General features: G+C 58.0%; 24 protein-coding genes. 10 read left to right on the top strand and 14 right to left on the bottom strand.

Translation table 11 applies throughout. The features are described from left to right. The first annotated feature begins 77 nt into the window (after window positions 1–77). Together E0L21_RS09230 and E0L21_RS09225 are read left to right on the top strand one after the other, a co-directional pair. Entirely contained in the window at window positions 78–971 is an 894-nt protein-coding gene (locus E0L21_RS09230) for a LysR substrate-binding domain-containing protein (protein ID WP_131408768.1), read from the top strand. A gap of 77 nt (window positions 972–1,048) precedes the next feature. After that, window positions 1,049–2,005 (top strand): sensor domain-containing diguanylate cyclase, encoded by a 957-nt coding sequence (locus E0L21_RS09225; RefSeq protein ID WP_131408766.1) that lies wholly within the window; start codon window positions 1,049–1,051, stop codon window positions 2,003–2,005. Between the two features lie 29 nt (window positions 2,006–2,034). Here the strand turns inward: E0L21_RS09225 and hycI are convergent, their stop codons facing one another. From hycI to hycA, 9 genes are all read right to left on the bottom strand, one after another. Further along, window positions 2,035–2,490, bottom strand: a complete 456-nt coding sequence (gene hycI / locus E0L21_RS09220) for a hydrogenase maturation peptidase HycI (RefSeq protein WP_131408764.1) — start codon at window positions 2,488–2,490, stop codon at window positions 2,035–2,037. Then, entirely contained in the window at window positions 2,483–2,893 is a 411-nt protein-coding gene (locus E0L21_RS09215) for a formate hydrogenlyase maturation HycH family protein (protein WP_131408762.1), read from the bottom strand. The genes hycI and E0L21_RS09215 overlap by 8 nt, the downstream gene beginning before the upstream one ends. Next, a complete protein-coding gene (locus E0L21_RS09210; RefSeq protein ID WP_131408760.1) occupies window positions 2,893–3,657 on the bottom strand; it encodes an NADH-quinone oxidoreductase subunit B family protein in 765 nt (254 codons plus the stop codon). The genes E0L21_RS09215 and E0L21_RS09210 overlap by 1 nt, the downstream gene beginning before the upstream one ends. Beyond that, entirely contained in the window at window positions 3,657–4,199 is a 543-nt protein-coding gene (locus E0L21_RS09205; RefSeq protein ID WP_131408758.1) for a formate hydrogenlyase complex iron-sulfur subunit, read from the bottom strand. Before E0L21_RS09205 ends, E0L21_RS09210 begins: the two co-directional genes overlap by 1 nt. 16 nt (window positions 4,200–4,215) lie before the next feature. After that, a complete protein-coding gene (gene hycE, locus E0L21_RS09200; protein ID WP_131408756.1) occupies window positions 4,216–5,928 on the bottom strand; it encodes a formate hydrogenlyase subunit HycE in 1,713 nt (570 codons plus the stop codon). A 12-nt stretch (window positions 5,929–5,940) separates the two neighbouring features. Then, a complete protein-coding gene (locus tag E0L21_RS09195) occupies window positions 5,941–6,867 on the bottom strand; it encodes a respiratory chain complex I subunit 1 family protein (protein WP_131409059.1) in 927 nt (308 codons plus the stop codon). A gap of 2 nt (window positions 6,868–6,869) precedes the next feature. After that, the gene (gene hycC, locus E0L21_RS09190; RefSeq protein ID WP_131408754.1) at window positions 6,870–8,684 is read right to left on the bottom strand and encodes a formate hydrogenlyase subunit 3; all 1,815 of its coding nucleotides are present in this window, start codon (window positions 8,682–8,684) and stop codon (window positions 6,870–6,872) included. After that, window positions 8,681–9,289: a 4Fe-4S dicluster domain-containing protein gene (locus E0L21_RS09185; RefSeq protein ID WP_131408752.1), complete on the bottom strand. Its 609-nt coding sequence runs from the start codon at window positions 9,287–9,289 to the stop codon at window positions 8,681–8,683. Before E0L21_RS09185 ends, hycC begins: the two co-directional genes overlap by 4 nt. 97 nt (window positions 9,290–9,386) lie before the next feature. Continuing rightward, window positions 9,387–9,848, bottom strand: coding sequence for a formate hydrogenlyase regulator HycA (gene hycA, locus E0L21_RS09180; RefSeq protein WP_131408750.1), 462 nt, complete (start codon window positions 9,846–9,848; stop codon window positions 9,387–9,389). A 201-nt stretch (window positions 9,849–10,049) separates the two neighbouring features. On the opposite strand from hycA, the gene hypA reads away from it, so the two are divergent. From hypA to flhA, 6 genes are read left to right on the top strand one after another with little or no spacing between them, the layout of a single operon-like run. Next, on the top strand, window positions 10,050–10,397 hold the full coding sequence (hypA, locus tag E0L21_RS09175) for a hydrogenase maturation nickel metallochaperone HypA (protein ID WP_045511032.1): 348 nt from the start codon (window positions 10,050–10,052) through the stop codon (window positions 10,395–10,397). Window positions 10,398–10,400: 3 nt separating this feature from the next. After that, window positions 10,401–11,273, top strand: a complete 873-nt coding sequence (hypB, locus tag E0L21_RS09170; RefSeq protein ID WP_131408748.1) for a hydrogenase nickel incorporation protein HypB — start codon at window positions 10,401–10,403, stop codon at window positions 11,271–11,273. Next, a complete protein-coding gene (locus tag E0L21_RS09165) occupies window positions 11,264–11,536 on the top strand; it encodes a HypC/HybG/HupF family hydrogenase formation chaperone (protein WP_131408746.1) in 273 nt (90 codons plus the stop codon). Before hypB ends, E0L21_RS09165 begins: the two co-directional genes overlap by 10 nt. After that, a complete protein-coding gene (gene hypD / locus E0L21_RS09160; RefSeq protein WP_131408744.1) occupies window positions 11,536–12,657 on the top strand; it encodes a hydrogenase formation protein HypD in 1,122 nt (373 codons plus the stop codon). Before E0L21_RS09165 ends, hypD begins: the two co-directional genes overlap by 1 nt. Beyond that, complete coding sequence (gene hypE, locus E0L21_RS09155; protein WP_131408742.1) at window positions 12,654–13,664, top strand: hydrogenase expression/formation protein HypE; 1,011 nt, start codon at window positions 12,654–12,656, stop codon at window positions 13,662–13,664. Before hypD ends, hypE begins: the two co-directional genes overlap by 4 nt. Before the next feature lie 56 nt (window positions 13,665–13,720). Next, window positions 13,721–15,793 carry a formate hydrogenlyase transcriptional activator FlhA gene (flhA, locus tag E0L21_RS09150; protein ID WP_131408740.1) on the top strand — a complete coding sequence of 691 codons (2,073 nt, stop codon included), beginning with the start codon at window positions 13,721–13,723 and terminating at the stop codon, window positions 15,791–15,793. Window positions 15,794–15,916: 123 nt separating this feature from the next. Here flhA and E0L21_RS09145 read toward each other — a convergent pair whose 3' ends face one another. Further along, a complete protein-coding gene (locus tag E0L21_RS09145; protein ID WP_131408738.1) occupies window positions 15,917–16,258 on the bottom strand; it encodes a nitrous oxide-stimulated promoter family protein in 342 nt (113 codons plus the stop codon). Between the two features lie 180 nt (window positions 16,259–16,438). Between E0L21_RS09145 and E0L21_RS09140 the strand changes: the two genes are divergently transcribed. Continuing rightward, a complete protein-coding gene (locus E0L21_RS09140) occupies window positions 16,439–17,047 on the top strand; it encodes a hypothetical protein (RefSeq protein ID WP_131408736.1) in 609 nt (202 codons plus the stop codon). Then, window positions 17,044–17,565: a surface-adhesin E family protein gene (locus E0L21_RS09135; RefSeq protein WP_131408734.1), complete on the top strand. Its 522-nt coding sequence runs from the start codon at window positions 17,044–17,046 to the stop codon at window positions 17,563–17,565. Before E0L21_RS09140 ends, E0L21_RS09135 begins: the two co-directional genes overlap by 4 nt. Window positions 17,566–17,683: 118 nt before the next feature. Here E0L21_RS09135 and E0L21_RS09130 read toward each other — a convergent pair whose 3' ends face one another. From E0L21_RS09130 to ntrB, 4 genes are read right to left on the bottom strand one after another with little or no spacing between them, the layout of a single operon-like run. Then, on the bottom strand, window positions 17,684–21,427 hold the full coding sequence (locus E0L21_RS09130; RefSeq protein WP_131408732.1) for a bifunctional nitrate reductase/sulfite reductase flavoprotein subunit alpha: 3,744 nt from the start codon (window positions 21,425–21,427) through the stop codon (window positions 17,684–17,686). 17 nt (window positions 21,428–21,444) lie between these two features. Then, a complete protein-coding gene (gene nirB, locus E0L21_RS09125; RefSeq protein ID WP_131408730.1) occupies window positions 21,445–24,357 on the bottom strand; it encodes a nitrite reductase large subunit NirB in 2,913 nt (970 codons plus the stop codon). A gap of 34 nt (window positions 24,358–24,391) precedes the next feature. Then, on the bottom strand, window positions 24,392–25,186 hold the full coding sequence (locus E0L21_RS09120; protein ID WP_131408728.1) for an ABC transporter ATP-binding protein: 795 nt from the start codon (window positions 25,184–25,186) through the stop codon (window positions 24,392–24,394). Window positions 25,187–25,195: 9 nt separating this feature from the next. After that, window positions 25,196–26,083 carry a nitrate ABC transporter permease gene (ntrB, locus tag E0L21_RS09115; RefSeq protein WP_131408726.1) on the bottom strand — a complete coding sequence of 296 codons (888 nt, stop codon included), beginning with the start codon at window positions 26,081–26,083 and terminating at the stop codon, window positions 25,196–25,198. Between the last annotated feature and the right edge of the window lie 9 nt (window positions 26,084–26,092).

Below are 26,092 nucleotides of genomic sequence, written 5' to 3'. Positions count from 1 at the left end.
AGTAAACAGATTGTAGGAGCATCGTTGCTGTGCAACAATCCGCTGAAATTCATACACACTGTACGGTTAACCGAACAATGAAACTGGACTTCGCTCTGCTGAATGCCATTGTGGCTGTCGCTAACGCCGGAGGCTTTCGCGAAGCCGCACGCGTGACCGGCACCAACCCTTCCCGCCTGAGTGATGCGGTGCGCCGCGCTGAACAGCAGCTCGGCGTACGTCTGTTTAACCGTACCACCCGCACCGTGGTGCTAACCGATGCAGGTAAAGCGTTGATGGAGCGATTGCAACCAGCAATGAGCGAAGTGGACGCCGCGCTGGACGCCATCAACCGTTTCCGTTCCACGCCCAGCGGTACGCTGCGCCTGAACGTGCCGGTGAGTGCCGCCAGGCTGGTGCTGCCGGCCATCGTACCTGCCTTTCTGGCGCAATATCCGGATATCCAACTGGAAATCGTTGCCGAAAGTAACGTTCAGGATGTCTTTCGCGACAGCTGTGATGCCGGTATACGCTATGACGAATGTCTGGAGCAAGATATGGTCGCGCTACCCATTGGCCCGCGTCGCCAACGTTTTGCCGCCGCCGCAGCGCCCGTTTACCTGCAACAACATGGCATACCGCAACATCCGCGCGATCTTATTACTCACAACTGCATTCGTGGGCGTTACGCCAGCGGGGTAAGCCCGGAGTGGGAGTTCGAGCGTGATGGCGAGCCGCTGCGCGTGCAGGTCAGCGGGTCATTAGTGGTTAGCGTTGGCAGCGCAGTGGAACTGGCGGTGCAAGCCGCGATTGCCGGTAGCGGCATTATCTATCTGTTTGAAGAGTGGTTGCACCCGGCACTGGATCAGGGGGAACTGATACCGCTGCTGGAACCCTGGTGGCTGTCGTTCAATGGCCCGTATCTCTATTACAACTCCCGCCGGCTAATTCCTGCGCCTTTACAGGCATTTATCGATTTTGTGCGCGCATAGGCAAGTTACGGATATATAACGCAATGATCAGAAGAACTGTCTACACTTGAGGAAATAGAACAGAGCGAGGGTGAGCTATGATCTTTCCGGCCATGCCAGTCAATGAAATCGAGCGGCTTAAGTCGCTATACATGATGGATTTGCTTGATAAAAAGGATGATGAGCGCTTTGACCGGTTAACCCGTACGGCGAAGACCACCTTTGACGTGCCGATCGCGATCATCAGCCTGCTCGACCGCGATCGCCAGTGGCTACTGTCGCGCAGCGGTGTCGATACTCACGAAACACCGCGCAATCTCTCATTTTGCGCACACGCCATCCTCGAAGAGGGGACTTTCATTGTGAAAGATACCCTCGCCGATCCGCGTTTTGCCGATAACCCGTTTGTCGTTGGTGAGCCCTGGGTGCGCTTTTACGCAGGCTGCCCGGTGCGCCTGCCAGACGGTGCGATTGCCGGGACGATTTGTATTATCGACACGTATCCGCGTCCGTTCTCCAGCGCAGAAATCAACACTCTGCTCGACTTCGCCGCCATTGTGGAAGATGAGTTTTTAATTCTTAGCATGGCGATGACCGACAGCCTGACCGGGATGCCAAACAATCGCGGTTTTTACCGCACCGGCGAGAAGCGCTTCGCGTGGCTAAAAGAGCATAAAAAACCCTTCAGCCTGCTCTATTTCAGCATAGATAATCTGAAAGCCATCAATGAGTTACTGGGTAGCAAAGAGGGCGATGAGGTGGTAAAAATCTTCGCCAGCAACCTGACGAAATGTCTTAAAGAGCAGGATATCGCCGCACGTCTGGGCGGCGGGGAATTTGCCGTACTGCTGGGAAATCTCGCCGTGAATGACGTGGATGCGTTTTTATTCGATCTGCAGTCGCGGATGGATGCCATCGATCAGCTGTCCGGTAAGAATTACCACATCAACTATTCGCACGGCATTATCGAAAACGGCGGCAGTCGATACGCCACGCTGCGCGATATGCTGGAAGACTGCGACAAAGTGATGTACACGGAAAAACGCCGCCGTTAAGCCACTGCGCCGGGCAACCGGCGCGCTGTTTATAAATTGTCGAAACCGCCATTACCTTCCCAGCCCGCCAACTGCTGGTAGATACGCTCTACTGCCGTTTTTACTGGCGGCGTCATCGGATAATAAAAACCAACGATATCCGGTTGAATCCCCAAAAAAATCACCTCGCCAATATCCTCTTTAAGCTGATCAATCAGGTAGTTGAGCGGCATATTGTGAGTGGTCATCAGGAACATTTCGGCAATGTCATCCGGGTCAACAATACGGATGTCGCCAGGGTTTAATCCCATATCTGTGGCGTCAACAATCAGCAACCGTGAAGGTTTGAGCTCGCGAATGGCGACCACATCGTTCTCTGGCGCGCTGCCACCGTCAATCACCTGCCAGTTGCCTTGCGGGTTTTCAGCACACATTTGGGCCAGCAACGGGCCTGCACCATCGTCGCCCATCATACTGTTACCCACACACAGCAATACGTCAGTCACGCAATCTCCTCACCATCAAATAGATGGCACTTTCCTGATGGATATCATGCAGCATCGACAGCAGCGCTTTGCTCCAGGCAAGCTGTTGCGCATTTTGCCGCACCTGCGCCCGATCAAAGGCGTTTGCCAGCAGCATCACGTGCGTACTGTCGATAACAATTTCGCCGTAGCGCGGCACGCCTTCCATTTTGCGCCGCGCTTCGCTACCCGCTTCCAGCGTGGCGATCCACGTCAGATAATCGTCCCACGGGCAGGAGAGCGCGGTTTCCAGGCAGTCGATCACCCCAAGATGGTGGCCGATAGCCAGGCTGTAATAAACCACTTGCTGCGCCTGTGCGGGCGCAGTGTCGTTCTCGTCGATAAATTTACGCCGCAACTGGCTAAAGACCACCGATTCGCCCATCAGATTTTCGCCTCCTGCACCACCTGGTCCAGGTGGCTGATAATCTCGGTCAGGCGCGGATCGTTTTCCTGCGTCAGCCAGCGCACCACTTCATGTTCGCCTACGCTGCGTAAACGCATATAGTCATCAGCAATCTGGCGGCCGTAGCGGTAACCCGCCAGCCGACGGGCGGTGCGATCCACTTTCACGCGCAGGGGTTGCACCATCGCCGGGTGCAAAATCTCGGCCGGTTGGTCGTCCTGTTCACCTGGCAGACGGGCGTGAATTTTCTGCTCCAGCAGCCCCAGCGCCATGGCGAAACCATACAAAGTGGCCGCGGGCGTTGGCGGGCAGCCGGGAATATAGACATCCACCGGCACAATTTTGTCGGTGCCGCCCCACACGCAGTACAGGTCGTGGAAGATACCACCGCTGTTGCCGCATGCGCCGTAGGAGATACAGATTTTGGGATCCGGCGCAGATTGCCAGGCACGCAACGCAGGCGAACGCATCGCGCGGGTGACCGCCCCGGTAAACAGCAGAATGTCGGCGTGGCGCGGTGACGGCACCACTTTGATACCAAAGCGTTCGGCATCGAACAGCGGCGAAAGCGTAGCGAAAATCTCGATTTCGCAGCCGTTACAGCCACCGCAGTCCACGCGGTAGACATAGGCGGAACGTTTGATCTTATTCAGCAGCGAGGCTTTCATGCTGGCGATGGACTCCTCCACCGTCATCGGCACCGGAATACCGTCCGCATCGCGCGGACCTAACAGCTGGCTCATTAGCTGGCCTCTCTCATATGGCGGGTCAATTCAATCCGATCGGACGGCACCAGGCACTTCTGGCGTTTACATTCCGGGCAGGTTTCAAAACTTTCACGGTGCTGCTCTGCCCGGCTATCACCGTTATGCGCCAGCAGCGCAATGGCGTAGTCGATCTCTTTTTGCACTGCGAATGGTCGGGTGCACTCACGGCACTGGCACAGCTCAAAGCGCGACTGTTGCAGGAAATCGGCTTTGTTCCACACCGCCAGTTCATACTCTTGCGAAAGCGTGATGGCGGCAGTCGGGCACACTTCTTCGCAACGGGCGCAGAAGATGCAGCGCCCCAGGTTGAACTGCCATGCCAGCTCGCCGGTGGCCAGATCCGTTTCCACCGACAGCGCATTCGACGGGCAGGCATTTACGCACGCCGCACAGCCAATGCACTGCTGCGGGTTGTGCTGCGGTTTGCCGCGAAAATTTTTATCGACCGGCATCGGTGACAGCGGGTAATCGCTGGTTGCCGTGCCGGTTTTGATCACTTTTTTGATAAAGGTAAACATCGCTACCGTTCTCCCCTCACGATTTCAACGGCGAGTTCTTACGCTCAATCCCGTAACGCTCCAGCTCTTTGTAAGCCACGACCTTGCTTTTCTTCTTCCGCACATCCACCACCGTCATGCGGTCGGTGCAGGAGTAGCAAGGGTCGAGGCTGCCAATGATCAGCGGTGCGTCGGAAACCGTGTTACCGCGCAGCATATAGCGCAGCGTCGGCCAGTTGGCGTACGTCGCCGCACGACAGCGCCAGCGGTAAAGTTTCTGGTTATCGCCGGTCATGCTCCAGTGGATATCGTCCCCACGCGGCGCTTCAGAGAAACCGAGCGCAAAACGGTGCGGAATATAGGTAAAACCTTCCACCATCAGCGGGCCGCCAGGTAGGTTATCAAGACCGTAATCGATCATATTGAGCGCGGTCAGCACTTCGTTGATGCGCACTTTCAGACGTGAAATCACATCGCAGCCCTGTTCGGTATGCACGGTCATCGGCAACAGCCCATAGCCCACAAACGGGTGATCGGCACGGGTGTCACGGGCGTGACCGCTGGCGCGCACCATCGGGCCAACGTTACTGAAATCGCGGGCGATTTGCGGGTCGAGACGACCAATGCCCACGGTGCGTTGCTCAATGTTCGGCGTACTCATCAGCATCTCCACCAGCTCAGTGACATCGCGGCGCATCTGCTGTGCCAACTGGCGAGTCTGGATCATGTCGTCTTTCAACATGTCACGGCGGATGCCGCCAATCAGGTTCAGGCCGTAGGTTTTACGCGCCCCGGTGAGTATTTCCGCCATTTTCATGGAGGCTTCACGCACGCGGAAAAACTGCATAAACCCGGAGTCAAAACCGACAAAGTGGCAGGCCAGACCAAGGTTGAGCAGGTTGGAGTGCAAACGTTCGACTTCCAGCAGAATGGCGCGAATCATCTGCGCGCGTTCCGGTACGACAATGCCCATCGCGTTTTCAACCGAGGTGGTATAGGCCGTGCTGTGGGCAAAACCGCAGATGCCGCAGACGCGATCGGACAGGAAAGTGACTTCGTTGTAACCCATACGGGTTTCCGCCAGCTTCTCCATGCCGCGATGGACGTAAAACATGCGGTAGTCGGCGTCGACAATATTTTCGCCGTCAACGAACAGGCGGAAATGGCCCGGCTCGTCCGAGGTCACATGCAGCGGGCCAATCGGCACCACATTGTTCTTCTTATCACCCAGTTCATTAATAAACTGGTAGGTTTCCGCATCGGTGGTCGGTGCAGGACGCTGGCGATAGTCCATGCTGTCTTTACGCAGCGGGTAGAGTTCATCCGGCCAGTCATCCGGCAACACCAGGCGGCGCTCATCCGGCAGACCCACCGGGATCAGGCCGTACATGTCACGCACTTCACGCTCGCCCCATACCGCTGCGGGCACACGCGGCGTTACCGACGGGTATTCCGGTTTCAACGCATCCACTTCCACACGCACCGTGATCCAGCATTTTACGCCCTGCTCCATCGACAGCACGTAATAGACGGCGAAATGGCCGTTCAGCTTGCGCTCGTCGTTGCCAAACAGGACAGAAAGCCAACCGCCTTGTTGGTAGTAGAGGTACTCGACCACTTCCGGCAGGTAGTTCACTTTGATGGTGACCGTGATCTGGTCTTTGGTCTGCCACGCTTCATCCAGCACCACGCCGGGAAATTTCTCGTGCAGGGCGGCAAGATAGTGTTGACCGATTTTTTCTTCAGACATGCTCAAACTCTCTTAATACGTCGCCAACCAGGAGACGAAGGCTAAAAAGGCGACGCCGAAACCGGCCCAGGTCACACGCGAGGTCGCGACAAAACGCAGACGCGCCATGCTGTTCTCAAACAGGGCGATAATCAGCACGCCAGCGACCAGTTTCACCACGGCTATCACCAGCGCCAGCAGCAAACCGGCGGCGCTAAAGGTGGTCATCTGCCCCCAGGGCAGAAACACGCCAACAAACAGTTGCAGTACCACCAGTTGTTTTAAGCTGATGCCCCACTTCATCACGGCAAAACCGCTGCCGCTGTACTCAGATAGCGGCCCTTCCTGTAACTCCTGCTCCGCTTCCGCGAGATCAAACGGCAGTTTGCCCATTTCGATAAAGGTGGCGAACGCGCAGGCGCACAGCGCCAGGAACAGAGGAATGCTGCGAGATAGCGGCCAGTGATAGACGGTATTGGTGATGTAGCTAATGTGTGTTGAGCCAGCGACCAGCGCCGCCACCCACAAGCCAAGCAGTAAAATCGGCTCCACCAGTACGCCGAGCATCGCTTCGCGGCTCGCACCAAGCCCGGTAAACGGGCTGCCGGTATCAAGCCCGGAGATGGCAAAGAAAAAGCGGGCAATGGCGAACAGGTAAATCAGCGTGATCAGATCGCCAAGTTCCGGCAGCGGCGAAGCAATCGTCACCACCGGTAACGCGGTCGCGACGGTCAACATAACACCTACCATCACAAACGGTGTCAGGCGAAATACCCAGCCAGACGCCGCCGGGGCAATACTTTGCCGCCCCAGCAGTTTCAGCAGATCGCGGTATTCCTGCAACACGCCCGGCCCGCGCCGGTTATGCAAACGCGCACGCGCCACGCGGCTGATGCCGGAAAGCAGCGGCGCAACGGCAAACAACACCAACGCCTGTAGTAAAGCAAACAGAAAACTCATCATCAGGCTCCTCGTGAAATCACCACTACCACCAGCACCGCCAGCTCAATCAGCGCCAGCCGACGAAACAGCACCGGCGCGCTATCACCGTGCCAGCCGGGAACAGGAAGCCGCGGCTCCAGCCATTTCCGTAGCTTCAAAACCGGGGCAAAGGCCGCTTTCACCGGCATAGCGAAACCATGCGCGGTAATCACCATTGACTTTTCGTGATCGTAACCGCACACCCAGGCACTACCACGGCGACGGGCAGGCAGGCGATCGCCTTTAAACAGCATCATTAGCAGCAACGGCAGCAGCGGCGTGGCAATCAGCAGCAGCGCAATCATCGGCTGCGACACCACGGTGTTCGCCATTTGTAGCGGCAACGGCACGGCAGCAAACAGGCGCGGCATCAGCCACGGCGCAGCCACACCGCCGATAACGCAGCAAATGGCCAGCGCGGCGACCACGCCAGTCATTAACCAGGGAATAGAACGCGGGTTTTCCGCCTGAGCGCTACGCGGCGCGCCTAGAAACGTGACGCCATAGACTTTCGCCATGCACATCACCGCCAGCGCACCGGTAATCGCCAGGCCAACTGCCAGCAGTGGCCCCAGCAGTTGCAGCAGGAAATGACCGCTGGCGCTTAAACCAAAGAAGGATTGATAAATCACCCACTCACCGGCAAAACCGTTGAGCGGTGGCAGCGCCGCCATCGCCATCAGCCCGACCAGCATCGCCAGCGAGATAACCGGCATTTTTTTACCGATGCCGCCCAGTTTTTCGATATCGCGATAACCGGTGCCAAACCACAGCGTACCCGCGCCGAGGAACAGCGTGCTTTTAAACAGGCTGTGGTTGAAAAGGTGATACAGGCCGCCGGTCAGCCCCAGCGCCAGCAGAACAGGTTGTTGCAGCGCAAGGCCGGTAACGCCTGCGCCAAGGCCAAGCAGGATAATGCCGATGTTCTCCAGCGTGTGATAGGCCAGCAGGCGCTGGATATTGTGCTCCATCAGCGCATACAGACCGCCGACAAAGGCGGTAATGACGCCAAATACCAGCAGCGCAACGCCCCACCACAGCGGCGGTTGGCCGCCGAGCAGTGAAAGGCTCAGAATGCCGAACAAACCGATTTTCATTACTACCGTGGAAAACAGCGCCGCCGCAGGTGCGGGCGCGGTAGCATGCGCCTGCGGCACCCATGCATGCAGCGGAATAATCCCGGCCAGCAGGCCAAAACCAACCACGCCAAGCAGCCAGATGTCGCTACCGAGCGCATGTGTACCGAGCTGCACAAAATCAAGCGTCTGATACCGCTGCCACAGCAGCCAGCAGGCCACCGCCAGCAGCCCCGTACCGAAGCGGCCCATGACAAACCACAACTTGCCGGATTTGCTACAGCCGGTAAGGAATACCGCGCTCAACGCCATGATTTCCGCCATGATGACCAGCGCACCGAAGTTTGCCGCGCTCACCGCGCACAGCGCCGCAGCCAACAGTAAGTTCATCAGCAGACCGTTAGCTTTCACCGCTTCATGGCGATGCCAGTGAATGGTAAACAGGCTAATAAAACCGCCGCACACGCCGAGCGTTATCAGCCATACGGCGCTCAGCGGTGTGACCAGAATGTGATACTGAATCAGCGGTATCATGCCACTCACCGTGACGGCTTCTGTTAATGCCATCACGCCGCAGGCCGCCGCCATCGCACAACCGAGCGCGCCGCCAAGCCCGGCAAACAGGCCGCTTAACGCTTTGAACGGCATAAACAGATAGGCCAACATGGCGGCGCAGGTAAGCACCGCGACAGCCGCGCTTAACAAAGAGAGGATAGTCATTTCGCGCTCCGGTTTAGCTGCGTATACAGCGATAAATCGCCATAGTCCGTATTGAGGGTTTGCTCGCGTTTGCGACGGCTGGCTCTGGCGATATCCCGGTTATTGACCAAATGCAGCGCCTTGGTCGGGCACATCCGTACGCAGGCCGGGCCTTCTGCATCGAAATGGCAGAGATCGCACTTCACCGCAATGGCCCGCACGCCAGGCACCCAGTCCAGCAACGAGCTGACGCGCGCGGGCGCTGGCGGCGCGGCGGGCGCTTTTGGCGAGTTAACATTGGCGGGAATATCCAGCGGGCGACTACCGGAAAACTCAATCGCGCCGAAAGGACAAGCAATCGCGCACAGCTTGCAACTGATGCACAGGCTTTCATTTAACTGCACTGCGCCATCGACGCGGTTGATCGCGTTCACCGGGCAAACGCCCGCGCAAGGCGCGTCTTCGCAGTGATGACACTGCTGCGGCGCGGACTCATTTTCGTTGCGCATCACGCGCAGCCGCGGCATCGCCTGCAGGCCATGCGCGCGATGCGTTTCGGCGCAGGCAGCCTCGCAGGTATGGCACCCAATACATAACGCCGAATCGGCAATTACAAAACGGTTCACCAGCAAATCCTCAGGTGATTCACCCTGGTTACGGGCGGTCATTTTTGACGAAACGTGTCGCGCTATGTGTCACTTCGACACATGTCGACACCCAAACTCAGGCCAGCGCAGGCGCGTGGCTGACAAGCGTGGTGAGATTGACCGGCGTATCCGCTTCCATTGCGGCATACAGGTTGTCGTAAACGGCGGCGATCTTGCCGAGATAATGCTCAAGCACTTTCTCGCGATCGCGCACGCTGAACGCACCATCAACCTTGCCATCGCTGGAGAGCTGCGCTTTGGCAATCACGCGTCGCTCATCGCTCTCTTTATTGGCAATTGCATATTCGATGGTGTGACCGTTAAAGCCGCCGCTCAGGGTGATATAAACCGTGAAGTGTTCGAACAGTACAAAGCAAAGCTGCTGCTCTGGCGCACAGCCGATGGCGTGATGCAGCCGCGCTTTGGAAAGCGTAACCCCCTGAACTAACGCGTTACAGTAGCTGCGCCACTCTTCCTGCAGGCGGTGATGCCGCCCGGCAATGTAATCTGCCTTTTCGCTAATTTCCCATATCGTCATGTCTGCTTACCCGGTTAATGAAAAACAACGGCGATATAGCATCATCCATGCCAAAATTTAACTCATTAATTTATAAAGAAATAAATGGAAAAAGCTTACCCTTTCGACGTGTCATCTCGACATTGTCGACATCGTCACCGTGTCAAAAGGCGCAATGGCACTCTTATTGCATACAAGGGCGCAATGTCATCAGGAGGCGTTATGCACGAAATCACCCTCTGCCAGCGAGCGCTGGAAATCATTGAACAACAGGCGTCAGCAAACGGCGCGCGTCGGGTCACCGGCGTGTGGCTGAAAGTCGGCGCATTTTCTTGTGTAGAAACGGAAGCTTTAACGTTTTGTTTTGATCTGGTTTGCCGTGGCAGCCTGGCGGAAGGTTGTACACTGCACATCGAACAACAACAGGCGGAATGCTGGTGCGAGTCCTGCCAACAGTATGTGACGTTACTTACCCAGCGTGTGCGCCGCTGTCCGCAGTGCCACAGCGACCAATTGCAAATTGTCGCCGATGACGGAATGCAAATTCAGCGGCTGGAAATTGAGGAGTAAACAATGTGTACAACATGTGGTTGTCAGGACGGTAACCTTTATATTGAAGGTGACGAACATAACCCGCACTCAGCGTTTCGCGGTACTCCGTTCTCCCCTGCCGCTCGCCCGGCGCTGAAAATCACCGGTGTCAAAACCGACGATTTTCGCCCAACCCAACTGGAACACGGCGACCTGCATTATGGTCACGGTGAAGCCGGTACCCACGCGCCCGGCATGAGCCAACGGCGGATGGTGGAAGTGGAAATCGACGTGCTGGAAAAAAACAACCAAATCGCCGCCCGCAACCGCGCCCGTTTCGCCGCTTCGCAGCAACTGGTGCTAAATCTGGTTTCCAGCCCCGGTTCCGGCAAAACCACCTTGCTTACCGAAACCCTTAAGTGCCTGAAAACGCGCGTCCCTTGTGCGGTGATTGAAGGCGATCAGCAGACAGTTAACGATGCCGCGCGCATTCGCGCGACCGGCACGCCGGCGATTCAGGTCAACACCGGTAAAGGCTGCCATCTTGATGCGCAGATGATTGCCGACGCCGCACCGCGCCTGGCGCTGGAAAATCGCGGCATTTTGTTTATTGAGAACGTCGGTAATCTGGTGTGCCCGGCGGGTTTTGACCTCGGCGAGCGCCATAAAGTGGCGGTGCTGTCAGTGACAGAAGGCGAAGACAAGCCGCTGAAATATCCGCATATGTTCGCCGCCGCCTCATTGATGCTGCTCAATAAAGTGGATTTGCTGCCCTACCTCGATTTTAACGTTGAGCAGTGCATCGCCTATGCGCGTGAAGTGAACCCGAGCATTGAAATCATGCTGATTTCCGCCACCAAAGGCGACGGAATGGACGCCTGGCTTGACTGGCTGGAGACGCAACGATGTGTATAGGCGTACCGGGGCAAATTTGCGCCATTGATGGCCTGCAAGCCAAAGTGGATGTCAGCGGCATTCAGCGCGATGTCGATTTAACGCTGGTCGGCAACACCGACGAAAACGGTCAGTCGCGTCTCGGCCAGTGGGTGCTGGTGCATGTCGGCTTCGCCATGAGCGTAATTAACGAAGAAGAAGCGCTGGATACGCTGGCGGCGCTGCAAAATATGTTCGATGTCGAACCCGATGTCGGCGCGCTGCTATACGGCGAGGAGAAATAATGCGTTTTGTCGACGAATACCGTGCTCCGGAACAGGTGATGCAACTGATTGATCACCTGCGTGAACGGGCAGCACATCTCTCTTATAGCGCCGCGCGCCCATTGCGCATTATGGAAGTGTGCGGCGGGCACACGCACGCTATTTTCAAATTTGGCCTCGATCAGTTACTGCCGGAAAATATTGAGTTTATTCACGGTCCCGGCTGCCCGGTTTGCGTGCTGCCAATGGGGCGGATTGATACCTGCGTGGAGATCGCCCAGCACCCGGAGGTGATTTTCTGCACCTTTGGTGACGCCATTCGCGTGCCGGGAAAAAACGGCTCGCTGCTGCAAGCAAAAGCGCGCGGCGCGGATGTGCGGATTGTCTATTCACCAATGGATGCGCTGGCGCTGGCGGAAAAAAATCCGCAGCGCAAAGTGGTGTTCTTCGGCCTGGGGTTCGAAACCACCATGCCCGCCACCGCCATTACCTTGCAGCAGGCAAAAGCCCGTAACCTCGATAACTTCTGGTTTTTCTGTCAGCACATTACGCTGATTCCAACGCTGCGCAGCCTGCTGGAGCAGCCGGACAACGGCATCGACGCATTTCTCGCGCCGGGACATGTCAGCATGGTGATCGGCACCGGCGCCTATACCTTTATCGCCGATACGTATCAGCGCCCGCTGGTGGTCGCCGGGTTTGAGCCGCTCGATCTGTTGCAGGGCGTGGTGATGCTGGTTGAGCAGAAAATCGCCGCCCACAGCAAGGTGGAAAACCAGTATCGCCGTGTGGTACCGGACGAAGGCAACCGGCTGGCGCAGGCCGCCATTGCCGAGGTGTTTACCGTGCGCGGCAACAGCGAGTGGCGCGGCTTGGGCATGATTGGCGAATCCGGTGTGCATCTGACGCCTGCGTATCAACGCTTTGACGCCGAAGCGCATTTTCGACCTGCGGTACAGCAAGTGTATGACGATCCGCGCGCCCGCTGCGGTGACGTGCTGACCGGCCGCTGTAAACCGCACCAGTGCCCGCTGTTCGGTAATACTTGTAACCCACAAAGCGCGTTCGGTGCGCTGATGGTTTCATCAGAAGGTGCCTGCGCGGCCTGGTATCAATATCGTGCTCAGGAGTGTGAAGCATGAATGAAGTGCAGATGGCGCACGGCAGCGGCGGCCAGGCCATGCAACAACTCATTAGCCAACTTTTTTTAGAAGCGTTCGACAATCCCTGGCTTGCCGAGCAGGAAGATCAGGCGCGTCTCGATCTGGCAGAACTTACGGCAAGCGGCGATCGGCTGGCGTTTTCCACCGACAGCTACGTTATCGATCCGCTGTTCTTTCCCGGCGGCAATATCGGCAAGCTAGCGGTGTGCGGCACGGCAAATGATATTGCCGTTAGCGGCGCAATACCGCGCTTCCTCTCCTGCGGTTTTATCCTTGAAGAGGGGCTGCCAATGGCAACGCTGAAGACCCTTGTTGAAAGCATGGCCGCCACCGCCCATAGCGCCGATATCGCCATTGTTACCGGCGATACCAAAGTGGTGCAGCGCGGCGCAGCCGATAAAGTATTTATCAATACGAGCGGTATTGGTGCTATCCCGGCGTCCATTCACTGGGCGGCGGCTTCGCTGCAACCCGGCGACGTGCTGCTGGCAAGCGGCACACTGGGCGATCATGGCGCGACCATCCTTAACCTGCGCGAAGGCTTAGGACTGGATGGCGAACTGACCAGCGACTGCGCGGTGCTGACCCCGTTGATTAGCCAACTGCGCGACCTTCCCGGCGTAAAAGCCCTGCGCGACGCCACGCGCGGCGGTGTTAACGCCGTGGTGCATGAGTTCGCTGCCGCCTGCAGTTACGGCATTGAGTTAAATGAACGAGATTTACCGGTAAAACCGGCAGTGCGCGGGGTTTGCGAATTGTTGGGGCTGGATGCACTGAATTTTGCCAACGAAGGCAAACTGGTGATTGCCGTACAGCGTGAAGCCGCAGAGCAGGCGCTGGCACAATTACGCGCTCATCCTTTAGGGCGCGACGCCGCAATGATTGGCGAAGTGGTCGAACGCAAAGGTGTACGTCTGACAGGCCTTTATGGAGTGAAGCGCCTGCTGGATTTACCCCATGCCGAGCCATTACCACGAATTTGTTAACTTTTTATTTTTATTAATTTTTTCACACCTTCTGCGTGTGTTCCTGGAAAAGCAAAATGTCGTATACACCGATGAGTGATCTCGGGCAACAAGGATTGTTTGATATAACGCGGATGTTATTACAACAGCCCGATATGGCCGCGCTTTGTGAAACGTTAACCCGGTTGACCCGCCAGTCGGGTCTCGCCGACAACGCCGCGATTGTGCTGTGGCATGCCGACAGCCATCTCGCCAGCCGTTACGCCGTGCAAGCACCTGACAACAGCGCCAAATATAACGACCAGGCGCTGCTGGCAGGCGGCCCGGTGCGGCATATTCTCTCTCACCCGCAGGCGCTGCACTGCACCGCGCAACTCTTTAGCGAGACCTGGCCCGCCGTTGCCGAAAGCCGGATCTATCCGGCGTTTGCCCATTACTGCTTGCTGCCGCTCGCTGCTGAAGGGCAGATTTTTGGCGGCTGCGAATTTTTTCGCACCAGCGACAGGCCATGGAGCGACAAAGAGACCGAGCGTCTGCATACGCTGACGCAAATCGTTGCCGTGGTTGCCGAGCAGTTGCAAAGCCGCGACCACCCCACGCCGGACTACGAACTTCTGTGTCAGGAGCGGGACGATTTTCGCATTCTGGTCGCCATCACCAACGCGGTGCTCTCCCGGCTGCATATGGATGAACTGGTCAGTGAAGTAGCGAAAGAGATCCACTACTACTTCGGCATCGATGCCATTAGCCTGGTGCTGCGCGGCAGCCGCAAGGGCAAACTGACCATCTACTCGACGCATTATCTGGACGAAGCCGACCCCGCCCATGAAACGCAGGAAGTCGACGAACAGGGGACGCTGACCGAGCGAGTATTTAGCAGCAAAGAGATGCTGCTAATTAATCTGCATGAGCGCGACAAACTCGCCCCCTACGAGCGGATGCTGTTTGAAACCTGGGGCAATAAAATTCAGACCCTGTGTCTGCTGCCGCTGATGTCCGGGAAAAATCTGCTGGGCGTGCTGAAACTGGCGCAGTGCCAGAAAGAGGTCTTTACCCCGGCGAACCTGAAGCTGCTGCGCCAGATTGCCGAGCGCATCGCCATTGCCGTGGATAACGCGCTGGCCTACCAGGAGATCCACCGTTTGAAAGAGCGGCTGGTGGATGAAAACCTCGCACTGACTGAACAGCTGAATAATGTCGACAGTGAATTTGGCGAGATTATCGGGCGCAGCGATGCGATGTTCCGCGTACTCAAGCAGGTTGAGATGGTGGCGCAGAGCAACAGTACGGTGCTGATCCTTGGCGAAACCGGTACTGGCAAAGAGCTTATCGCGCGCGCCATTCATAACCTTAGCAAACGCAACAGCCGCCGGATGGTGAAGATGAACTGCGCGGCAATGCCGGCCGGGCTGCTGGAAAGCGATCTGTTTGGTCACGAGCGCGGCGCGTTTACCGGTGCCAGCGCACAGCGCATCGGGCGTTTTGAGCTGGCGGATAAAAGCTCGCTGTTTCTTGACGAAGTGGGCGATATGCCGCTTGAGTTGCAACCCAAGCTCCTGCGCGTGTTGCAGGAGCAGGAGTTTGAGCGCCTCGGCAGCAATAAACTGATCCAGACTGATGTGCGGCTGATTGCCGCCACCAACCGCGATCTCAAACAGATGGTCGCCGACCGGGAATTTCGCAGCGATCTCTATTACCGTCTAAATGTGTTCCCCATCCACCTGCCGCCGCTGCGCGAGCGCCCGGAAGATATTCCGCTGCTGGTGAAAGCCTTCACCTTTAAAATCGCACGCAAAATGGGGCGCAATATCGACAGCATTCCGGCAGAAACCTTGCGTGTGCTGAGTGCGATGGAGTGGCCGGGGAATGTGCGTGAACTGGAGAACGTGATCGAGCGTGCGGTGCTGCTCACACGCGGCAACGTGCTGCAACTCTCAATGCCGGAAATCGCCGTGCCGTCCTTCGCACCTGAACCGCCCGCTGAAGTGGCGCGTGAAGGGGAAGATGAGTATCAACTGATTGTGCGCGTGCTGCGGGAAACCAACGGCGTGGTCGCCGGGCCAAAAGGCGCGGCGCAGCGACTGGGGCTGAAACGCACGACGCTGCTCTCCAGAATGAAACGATTAGGTATTGATAAAGAGACGTTATAGCCACAGACCCGACGGGCGTTTCGCGCGTCGGGCGTTTCATTGCGCGTCAACAGAGCCGTAAAACCGCCAATCCGGCAAACGCATAACCAGCCTTCCCGAATACTCGCCCTGCTTTCTCAACGGTTATTTACGCCGGTACTTCTCCGGCAACTCCGGCACCGGGCGCTTATCATCAATCAAATGACGCACCGTCAGCACCGGGTGACGCCACAGCATTCGCGGCCCCGCCCAGCGCATAATCTGTTTCATCTCTTCGCGTTTCGCAGGCTGGTAACAGTGCACCGGGCACTGTTTGCAGGCCGGTTTCTCCTCGCCAAACACACATTTATCCAGCCGCTTTTCCGCATAAGCATACAAATCCGCGTAGTGCGCCACGCTGCTTACCGCATCCGGGCAGGCGCGCTGATAAAGGGCAATCATTTTGCGGATAGTCAGTTTTTCTCGCAGGATCCGGGGGCCAGCCATACACGTCACCAATAATTAAGATGCATAAATAATACACCTTAATAAATATGCAAAAAACCTTGCCCGCCTCGTTTTCATGTAAAGGCCAGGCCTCTCATGCCGATACCTGTGTACGCACTTCTGCTGACGATGAAAAAATGGAGCCGTAATAACAAACGGCGCATACCCTTAAGGACAAACATGAAATCTTTTTTTCTACACTTGGCACTGCTCACGCTGACGATGACAGGAGCCGCGAAGGCGCAAACGCTGACAGAAAGTTTGCTGCGTTGCGACAGCACTTTTTTCAATGAACTCTATAAGCAGCGGGCAACGCTGGCGCACACCGCGCCACTGGTGACAGATAAGCAGCATCACGCCTGGTTTGCCGCGCCGAAAGACGGCGCCGATACCGTTTGGTTTAGCAAGCCTTTGCGCATAAATCAGCTCACCATTTCTGGCTTCGACAGGTCTCAAGAGTCACTGGGCAAATTGGGCGATTATTACTTCTGGGGATGGGTGATCGAAGAGCCCATGTCTGCGGTGATAGCTGCGTTGCCTGATGTTCACTGGCAAAAAGTCACTGACGGGTATTACGGCAATCCGCTGATCAAACGCGCCGGTGAGACAACATGGCGGGTCAACAAAACCGCCGTCAGCGGTATTGCTCCTGCTGCGGATAGCGTGGAAAAACTCGCTATGCTGGAAGTGAGTGAAGGCAAAACCTTTTTGCGCTGCTCGATTCAGGGCAAGGTCAGCAAGGACGAGTTACTGGCGGTGCGCCCGGATCTGCAAGGAGAGCAAAAATGAAAAAATCTCTGTTTATTGGCTCAGCACTGCTGCTGATGTCCGGCTGCACCAGCCATCCGAGTGCCACCGTTACGCAAGAGGAAACACCACCCAAGCGGGTCGTTAAGTTCGTGACACTCAGCAGCGGCGTCAGCTATCTGGATTTTCGCGCCATTTCCCTTTACGACGGCAACCCCTATTTGCGCCGTATTGACGTGATTCATAACTACAACGAAGGCATGCCGGTGAAAAAGAATCCGCTGATGATGATTCGCAGCGAACGCCAAAGCCTGGTCGTGAACTGTGATACACACCAATTCGCCCATGTACATAAGCTCTTCTTTTCAGAGCATTTTGCCACTGGCGACAAAATCGCCCGCATGAACACGCCAGGACAGTGGCAGGATTACCCGCCAACATCCTTGATCGGCCTGACGGCAGGCTTGCTGTGTAAGCTCCCGGAAGATCGCCTGGCCGCAGAGCCCGAACGCGATACGCAAACACCGGATCTGTTGACTTTGTTACAGAACGGAAAATAGCCGTCGGCACAGAATGCTTCCGGGCTACAGTGGGCAGATGCCACCGAGCATCGCCCACTGTTGGCTAACCTCACGAATATCGGCGATTAAAAACCCGCCGTGTCGGCTGCATCCACGCTTAATAGACATCGCGCTGATAGCGGTTTTCCCGCGCCATGGCTGCCAGCCATGCGTTCGCCTCGTCAGCGCTCATACCGCCAAAGGTTTGTGCCACCTGCTTTAAGGTGTTCTCGACATCTTTCGCCATCTGGCTCGCATCGCCGCAAACATAAAAGTGCGCCCCGGCAACTAACCAGCGCCACAACTCTTCACCCTGCTCCAGCATGCGGTGCTGAACATAGATTTTCTGCGCCTGATCGCGGGAAAACGCGCAGGTGAAGCGTTGTAAAATGCCGTCGCGCTGCCAGGCTTCCAGCTCCTCACGGTAGTAAAAATCCGTGGACGCATGCTGCTCGCCAAAGAACAACCAGTTATCGCCTCTCGCCCGCGTGGCCTGGCGCTCCTGCAAAAAACCGCGAAACGGTGCGATTCCGGTGCCTGCACCGACCATGATCACCGCCGTGTTCGGATCGGTTGGCAGACGAAAATGCGGCGAGGGCTGAATAAAGATCGCCACACGCTCGGCGCGATCCGCCAGAAAGGTCGAACACACACCACCGCGTTGCTTGCTGTCGCCATAACGCACGGTGGAAACCGTCAGTTCAACGCGCTGCGGGGAAACGGTCGGGCTGGAGGAGATGGAATAGAGCCGAGGCTGTAAGCGCCGCAGCGCCGCAAGCCACTGTTCTGCGGAAAGGTGAACCGGGAAACACTGCAACAGGTCGATGACCTGCCGCCCCCACAGCCACTGCGCCAGCTCCTGCTGGTTTTCACTGGCAAGCAGACTGTTTAGCGTCTCACTTTTCGCGTGCTCAGCGACCAGACGTAGCACCTCCGGGGTGATCCGCGTGATGTCGAAGTAGTCGCAAAGCGCAGTCTGCAACGTCATCTCGCCCACGCCGCTAACCTGCACCACGCGTTGCCCATCCAGCGCCAGCAGGTCGAGGATTTCGGCGACCCGCTGCGGGCAGTTGCGCGGCCAGACGCCGAGCGCGTCACCCGCTTCGTAATTCAGCCCACTGCTTTGCAGATCAAAAGCGAACTGACGGATCTCCTTTTCCGCCCCCGGCGCGCTCAGCAATTGGTTAGTGACCAGCGGCACGCTGACGGGAGCGTGGCGGCTGAAACCGGGCTTCGCCGTGGGTTGCTCCGCGCTTTGCGGCGGCGCGCCGAGCCGCAGAATGTCAGTGTGGATCGCCGCCAGCCACTGCCGCGCCGCGTCGGTGTCGCCCGCGTCGCACTCACAGCACGCCAGCAACCGCTGTGCGCCAAGGGCGGCCAGCCTGGTATCGAGTTTGCGGCCAAAACCGCAAAACTGAGCGTAACTGGCATCGCCAAACGCCAGCACCGAAAACGCCGTCTCGCTCAGCGTAGGCGCGTTTTCAGCGTTCAACGCAGCCCATAACGCCGTGCCATTAGCGGGCGGATCGCCATCGCCAAAGGTGCTGGCGAGCAGTAACACGCGCGGTGCGCCAGCAATATCACGAATGCTCACGTTATCCATCGCGCGCAGTTGTACCGCCAGCCCGGCATGCAGAAGCTGTTCGGCGCAGCGGCGGGCAAACGCCTGCGCATTGCCGGTGGTGGAAGCCCACAGCACCAGCACTAACCCGCTGTCCTCATCCGTTGCGGGTGCAGCGGCGGGCGCAGGCTGCTGTTCGCTGCGCACCAGCGCGATGGCACAGTGTTTCAGTTCGGGTTGCAGCGAAACAGGGTCCAGCGCATCGCTGGTCAGCGCGTTAATCGCCAGGTTCTCGCCAAACAGATCGTTCCAGTGAAAGGGGGCAAAGTTGTTGCCGGGTCGCACACGGTCAGTCACCACCGCTGGCAGCCGCGCCTTACCGCGCCGCGAGCGGATATCAACCCAATCCCCCTCGTTTATTGCCAGCCGTTGCGCGTCCTCGGGCGCGATTTCAATAAACGGTCCGGGGTTGAGCGTATTGAGCAGCGGGATTTTGCCGGTCTTGGTGAGCGTGTGCCACTGGTGCTGCACGCGTCCGGTGTTGAGCACCAATGGATAGTCGTCATCCGGCATTTCGGCCGGCGCGAGATCCGGGCGGGCAAAAAATTGCCCCTTGCCGCTGGCGGTGGCAAAACACACGCGCCCGTTATCCTGCAAATAGCGAATGGGGTGACGCGTTTGATCATCATCCGGCGCACAAGGCCACTGCAACGGCGTCTGGCGCAGCCGCGCGTAGCTTGCGCCGCGAATGTCGTAGCCGGTTGCCGGGTTGTGAGCGGCGCGGATTTCATCAAACACCTCGGCGGCGCTGGCGTAGCGAAAGCCCTCGGCATACCCCATCTCACACGCCACGCTGGCGATAATTTGCCAGTCGGCAAGCGCATCGCCCGGCGGGGATACCGCATGCTGCATCAGCGTCATGGTGCGTTCGGAGTTGACCATCACCCCTTCGGCTTCTGCCCACAACGCGCCCGGCAACAGGATATCGGCATAGCGGTTGGTTTCGGTATCAAGAAACGCATCCTGGGCGATCACCAGTTCGGCGCGCGCCAGCCCGGCGATCACTTTTTCACGGTTTGGCACGGTGGCGACCGGGTTGGTGCAGATTATCCAGCAGGCTTTGATCTCACCTGCGCTCATCGCGTCAAACAACGCGACCGTGCCACCGCCAACCTCGCTGCGCAGCGTGCCCGGCGGGCGTTGCCACAGGTGTTCGACGAAAGCGCGATCTTCTTCTACCAGCACCGATCGCTGGCCTGGCAGCCCGCCGCCCATGTAACCCATTTCCCGACCGCCCATCGCGTTCGGCTGGCCGGTAAGGGAAAACGGCCCGCTGCCCGGTCGGCAAATCGCGCCGGTCGCGAGGTGTAAATTGCATAACGCGTTGGTGCTCCAGGTGCCGTGTGTGCTCTGGTTTAGCCCCATCGTCCAGCAGCTCATCCATTCGCCCGCCTCGCCAATCCACTGCGCCGCCTGGCGAATGTCGGCTTCACGCAGCCCGGTGCGCTCTGCCACCTGCTGCGGCGTATAGTCCAGCAGGAAATCCGGCATCGCCTGCCAGCCGTCGGTGTGTTGGGCAATAAAATCGTTATCCAGTTGGCCGTTTTGCATCAGCCACGCCAACAGGCCATTAAGCAACGCGAGGTCGGTGCCGGGTTTGATCTGTAAAAAGAGCGAGGCTTTTTCCGCTGTGGCGGTACGCCGGGGGTCGACGACAATCAGTTTCGCCCCGGCGTTGACGCGCTCCATCATGCGCAGAAATAGGATCGGATGGCAGTCGGCCATGTTCGCGCCAATCACCAAAAACAGATCGGCATGTTCAAAGTCGTCATAAGAGCCCGGCGGCCCATCCGCGCCGAGCGAGAGTTTGTAGCCACTGGCGGCGCTGGCCATGCACAAGCGTGAGTTGGACTCGATATTGTTGGTGCCAATAAACCCTTTCGCCAGCTTGTTCGCCAGGTATTGCGCTTCTAAAGACATCTGCCCCGAGACATACAGCGCCAGCGCATCCGGGCCGTGCTTATCGATAATGCCACGCAACCGCCGGGCGGTTTCGCGGATGGCCTCATCCATCGCCGTACGTACCGGCTCATGCTGGCGCGACACGCGCAGATACGCGCTATCCAGTCTACCGGGCGCGGTTATCGCCCCGGCGCAGCTTTTGCCTTTGGTACACAGCCGTCCTTGGTTGGTCGGGTGACTTTTATCGCCCACTACACTGATGATGCGCTGGTTTTCCACCTGCATCACCAGCCCGCAGCCCACCCCGCAGTAGGGGCACACGCTTTTGATCTGCTCCATTTCGCCCCCGGGTTTGCTTAAGACGCTTCGGCAATTGCCGGGAACGTGTTCTGCGTGGCGGGCGCGTGCTGCACCCAGACTTGCCCGTGCTGGATTTTCACCGGCCAGACACGCAAGCGCAGCCCGGCATCGTCGAGGCTTTGCCCGTCGCACAAGCGAAAGCGTTTTTTATACAGCGGGGAGATAACAATGGGCTCACCGCCCGCATCGCCCACCAGCCCGCGCGCCAGCACATTGGCGTGGCTGCCCGGCTCATGGTTTTCGAGCGCGAAAACCTGCTGCTCACTGCCTGGTAGGTGAAACAGGGCAATCTGCTGCTGACCAAGACGTGCCGCCATGCCAGCGTTCGCCGGAATATCGGCCAGTGCGGCAATGTGCTCCCACTCACCATCACCGGTATGTGGATGGCTCTGCATTGGCGTTTTTTCCTGCGCCGTTGCCGGGCGAATCTGCCCGCGCTCCGGCACCATCACTACCGCCTCATCGGGTTTATCGCTATTGAGGAAGCCCCGGAACAGCAGGCGGTTTTGCGGGTTATCAAGCGTGGTTTTCCACTCGCACTGGTAGCTGTCGACCACCTGCTGCATTTCACGCTCCAGCTCAGCACCAATATCGAGACTGTCTTCCAGCACCACCTGTTTGAGGTAGGCCAGCCCGCCTTCCATGTTGTCCAGCCAGGTGCTGGTGCGCTGTAGCCGGTCGGCGGTGCGAATATAGAACATCAGCACCCGGTCGATGGTGCGGATCAGCGCTTCGCTGTCGAGATCGCTGGCAAACAGATCCGCGTGGCGCGGTTTCATGCCGCCGTTGCCGCAGACATACAAATTCCAGCCTTTGTCGGTAGCAATCACGCCAATGTCTTTGCCCTGCGCTTCGGCGCATTCTCGGGTGCAACCGGAGACCGCCATTTTGATTTTGTGTGGCGAGCGCAGCCCTTTGTAACGGTTCTCCAGTGCGATAGCCATGCCAGTGGAGTCCTGCACGCCATAGCGGCACCAGGTGGAACCGACGCAGGATTTCACCGTGCGCAGGGATTTGCCGTAAGCGTGGCCGGTTTCAAACCCGGCGGCGATAAGTTCCTCCCAAATCGCGGGCAACTGCTCAAGGCGCGCACCAAACAGATCCACCCGCTGCCCGCCGGTGATTTTAGTGTAAAGGTTGTAGCGCTGCGCTACTTCCCCGATGGCAATAAGCCCCTGCGGCGTGATTTCACCCGCCGGGATGCGCGGCACCACCGAGTAGGTGCCATCTTTTTGAATGTTGGCGAAGAAGCGGTCGTTGGTGTCCTGCAATGGCAGGTGCTGCGGTTTAAGCAGGTAATCGTTCCAGCACGAGGCGAGCATTGAGCCGACCAGCGGTTTGCACACTTCGCAGCCATGCCCCTGGCCGAACTGGTCGATAAGCGCGTCAAACGTGCGAATATCATGCAGGCGGATCAGGTGATACAGCTCCTGGCGCGACCAGGCAAAATGCTCGCAAATATCTTTTTTCACTTCCACACCAAGCTGCGCCAGCTCGTGCTCCATCACCTGTTTCAGCAGCGGCACGCAGCCGCCGCAGCCGGTGCCCGCTTTGGTGCAGCTTTTGAGCGCCCCAAGCTCGCTGCAACCGCCCGCCACGGCGGCGGCGATATCGCCCTTACTAACGTTATGACAGGAGCAGATTTGCGCGCTGGCGGCGAGCGCTGCGACACCCAGCCCTTTTGGTGCATCACCAGAAAGTGCAGGCAGGATGAGCGTTTGCGGCTGCGCGGGCAGCGGCATGTCGTTAAGCACCATTTGCAGCAGCAGGCTGTAATCGGCGCTATCGCCAATCAGCACCGCGCCGAGCAGCCGTTTGCCATCGGCGGAAACGACAATTTTCTTATAGATTTCACGCGGGCCGTCGGTCCACTGGTAACTCTGGCTGCCGGCGGTTTTGCCGTGCGCATCGCCAATAGAGGCCACCTCGACGCCAAGTAATTTCAGCTTGGTGCTCATATCCGCGCCGGTAAACGGCGTGTCGCGCGCCGCAAGCTTATCCGCCACGCACCGCGCCATCTGGTAGCCCGGTGCGACAAGGCCAAAAATCTGCCCGTTCCACAATGCGCACTCGCCGATAGCGTAAATGGCGCTGTCGGAGGTCTGGCAGTGATCGTTGATGACAATGCCGCCGCGCGGCCCCTTTTGCAGCCCTGCGCTTTCCGCCAGCTCATCGCGCGGGCGAATGCCCGCCGAGAACAGCAGCAGATCGGTTTCCAGAAAACTGCCGTCGGCAAAGCAGAGACGATGGCGCGCTTGCTCGCCGTCGATGATTTCCCGCGTCTCTTTGCGGGTGTGTACTTGCACGCCGAGCGCTTCGATTTTGCGTTGCAGCATCATGGCACCGCCTTCATCGAGCTGCACTGCCATCAAGCGCGGAGCAAACTCGACAACGTGGGTTTCCAGACCTAGCTGACGCAGGGCGTTGGCGGCTTCAAGCCCCAGCAAACCGCCGCCAATCACCACGCCGCTTTTTGCGTTTTCCGCCTGCGCAGCAATGGCGTCCAGATCGTCGAGCGTGCGGTATACCAGGCAACCGGGGCGCGTATTGCCGCTGATCGGCGGCACAAAGGCATACGAGCCGGTAGCGAGCACCAGCGTGTCGTAATGGGTTTCCACACCCTGCGCATCGCGCACGCAGCGTTGCTGGCTGTCGATAGCGACAATTTTGCTCGCGCAGTGCAGCGTGATGCCGCTCTCGGCAAAGAACCCTTCGCTTACCAGCGACAACGACTGCGCGCTGCGCCCGGCGAAATATTCGGAAAGATGCACGCGGTCATAAGCGGGCAGCCGCTCTTCGCCAAACACCACGATGTCGTAATGCTGGTGCAGTTCGCGATCCACAAGCTGTTGCAGAAAGTAGTGGCTCACCATGCCGTGGCCAATCACCGCTAAAACGGGCTTTTTCATAACCTGAATCCTTAATGCAAAAGAGAAAGAGAGATCAGGCCGCTTTGGGCTGCTTCTCATACAGGAAATGCAGCACCTGCTGGCGATAGCGCTGATACTGCGCGTCGTCGGCGAGCGAAACGCGCGAGCGCGGACGTTCCAGCTCCACCGCCATGATTTCGCCGATACTCGCCGCCGGGCCATTGGTCATCATCAATACACGGTCGGAAAGCAGCACCGCCTCATCCACATCGTGGGTGATCAGCACAATGGTGGTATGCAGACGTTGTTGGATCTCCATCACCGCATCCTGTAAATGGGCGCGGGTTAAGGCGTCGAGCGCGCCAAAGGGTTCATCCATCAGCAATACACTCGGTTTCATCGCCAGCGCGCGGGCAATGCCGACACGCTGCTTCATGCCGCCGGAGATCTCGTGCGGGCGCTTATTCCAGGCGTGGGACATATGGACCAGATCCAGGTTGTGCATGATCCATTCGTGTATCTCCACTTTGCTCATTTCACCGCGAAAGACCTGGCGCACCGCCAGCCCGACGTTGTCGTATGCCGTCAGCCACGGCAACAGCGAGTGGTTCTGAAACACCACGCCGCGCTCCGGCCCTGGGCCGTCGATTTCGCGGTTGTTGCACAGCAGACCGCCGCTGGTGGGCAGTGTCAGTCCGGCAATCAAATTCAGCAGCGTGGATTTGCCGCAGCCGGAGTGACCAATCAGGCTAATGGTTTCGCCGGGGTGGATGTCGAAGCTGACGTTATCAAGCGCCAAAAACTCACCGCTGCTGGTGTTAAAACGCTGGCTCACTTGCTGAACCTGGATAATCGGATTGGTACGCATCAGAGCCCCCTAGCGGTTGGTGTAGTTAAAACGGTTAGCAATCCACATCAGCGCCTGCTCCAGCAGCAGACCGACCACGCCAATCACCACGATGGCGATGATGATGTGTTCCACATTCAGGTTGTTCCACTCGTTCCAGATCCAAAAACCGATGCCGATGCCGCCGGTCAGCATTTCTGCCGCCACGATCACCAGCCAGGCAATGCCAATCGATAACCGCATGCCAGTGAGGATGCCGGGCAGCGCGGCGGGCAGCAGGATTTTGCGCATAATGGCGAACTCGGAAAGTTTCAGAACCCGCGCGACATTCAGGTAATCCTGCGGGATCTGCCGCACGCCTTCGGCGGTGTTGAGAATCATCGGCCAGATGGAGCAGATAAAAATCGTCCAGCTTGACGCCGGTTCCGCGCGCTGGAATAGCAATAAACCAATCGGCAGCCAGGCCAGCGGGCTGACCGGGCGCAGCAGGGAGATGAGCGGGTTAAGCATGTTGGCGACAAAACGAAAGCGGCCAATCAAAAAACCGGTGGGAATACCAACCAGTGCGGCAAGGCCAAAACCGGTCGCCACGCGCGCTAATGACGCCAGCACATTCCAGCCAATGCCCTGATCGTTAGGCCCGGCGACATAAAACGGATCGGCAAAAACCTCCAGCGCCGCCAGCCATGTTTGCCACGGCGTGGGAAAGTTTTTGCTGTTCAGCGCCACCACTTGCCACAGGCAGAGCAGCAGACCGATGCCGAGCAACGCAGGCACCACGCGCTGCATCAGCGGGCGTAACAGCGACGGGCGACGACGCACGCGCACTTTAGCGGGCAGCGTAACAATCTCTGCCTGCTGGGGAATTTTCGCCGCTTCGTCCAGCGGAATCGGGATAACTTGCGCCTGGTTTTTCATCAGCGACCT

The sequence above is a fragment of the Kosakonia quasisacchari genome, assembly GCF_004331415.1.
Taxonomy (GTDB): Bacteria; Pseudomonadota; Gammaproteobacteria; order Enterobacterales; family Enterobacteriaceae; genus Kosakonia; species Kosakonia quasisacchari.
This window is presented reverse-complemented; position numbering and strand designations above follow the sequence as displayed.

Bases quoted from the DNA above. Each gene is read 5' to 3' on its own strand.
- E0L21_RS09230 (WP_131408768.1), top strand. From the start codon at position 78: ATGAAACTGGACTTCGCTCTGCTGAATGCCATTGTGGCTGTCGCTAAC.
- E0L21_RS09225 (WP_131408766.1), top strand. From the start codon at position 1,049: ATGATCTTTCCGGCCATGCCAGTCAATGAAATCGAGCGGCTTAAGTCG.
- E0L21_RS09215 (WP_131408762.1), bottom strand. From the start codon at position 2,893: ATGGGCGAATCGGTGGTCTTTAGCCAGTTGCGGCGTAAATTTATCGAC.
- E0L21_RS09210 (WP_131408760.1), bottom strand. From the start codon at position 3,657: ATGAGCCAGCTGTTAGGTCCGCGCGATGCGGACGGTATTCCGGTGCCG.
- E0L21_RS09205 (WP_131408758.1), bottom strand. From the start codon at position 4,199: ATGTTTACCTTTATCAAAAAAGTGATCAAAACCGGCACGGCAACCAGC.
- hycE (WP_131408756.1), bottom strand. From the start codon at position 5,928: ATGTCTGAAGAAAAAATCGGTCAACACTATCTTGCCGCCCTGCACGAG.
- E0L21_RS09195 (WP_131409059.1), bottom strand. From the start codon at position 6,867: ATGAGTTTTCTGTTTGCTTTACTACAGGCGTTGGTGTTGTTTGCCGTT.
- hycC (WP_131408754.1), bottom strand. From the start codon at position 8,684: ATGACTATCCTCTCTTTGTTAAGCGCGGCTGTCGCGGTGCTTACCTGC.
- hycA (WP_131408750.1), bottom strand. From the start codon at position 9,848: ATGACGATATGGGAAATTAGCGAAAAGGCAGATTACATTGCCGGGCGG.
- hypA (WP_045511032.1), top strand. From the start codon at position 10,050: ATGCACGAAATCACCCTCTGCCAGCGAGCGCTGGAAATCATTGAACAA.
- hypB (WP_131408748.1), top strand. From the start codon at position 10,401: ATGTGTACAACATGTGGTTGTCAGGACGGTAACCTTTATATTGAAGGT.
- E0L21_RS09165 (WP_131408746.1), top strand. From the start codon at position 11,264: ATGTGTATAGGCGTACCGGGGCAAATTTGCGCCATTGATGGCCTGCAA.
- hypD (WP_131408744.1), top strand. From the start codon at position 11,536: ATGCGTTTTGTCGACGAATACCGTGCTCCGGAACAGGTGATGCAACTG.
- hypE (WP_131408742.1), top strand. From the start codon at position 12,654: ATGAATGAAGTGCAGATGGCGCACGGCAGCGGCGGCCAGGCCATGCAA.
- flhA (WP_131408740.1), top strand. From the start codon at position 13,721: ATGTCGTATACACCGATGAGTGATCTCGGGCAACAAGGATTGTTTGAT.
- E0L21_RS09145 (WP_131408738.1), bottom strand. From the start codon at position 16,258: ATGGCTGGCCCCCGGATCCTGCGAGAAAAACTGACTATCCGCAAAATG.
- E0L21_RS09140 (WP_131408736.1), top strand. From the start codon at position 16,439: ATGAAATCTTTTTTTCTACACTTGGCACTGCTCACGCTGACGATGACA.
- E0L21_RS09135 (WP_131408734.1), top strand. From the start codon at position 17,044: ATGAAAAAATCTCTGTTTATTGGCTCAGCACTGCTGCTGATGTCCGGC.
- E0L21_RS09130 (WP_131408732.1), bottom strand. From the start codon at position 21,427: ATGGAGCAGATCAAAAGCGTGTGCCCCTACTGCGGGGTGGGCTGCGGG.
- nirB (WP_131408730.1), bottom strand. From the start codon at position 24,357: ATGAAAAAGCCCGTTTTAGCGGTGATTGGCCACGGCATGGTGAGCCAC.
- E0L21_RS09120 (WP_131408728.1), bottom strand. From the start codon at position 25,186: ATGCGTACCAATCCGATTATCCAGGTTCAGCAAGTGAGCCAGCGTTTT.
- ntrB (WP_131408726.1), bottom strand. From the start codon at position 26,083: ATGAAAAACCAGGCGCAAGTTATCCCGATTCCGCTGGACGAAGCGGCG.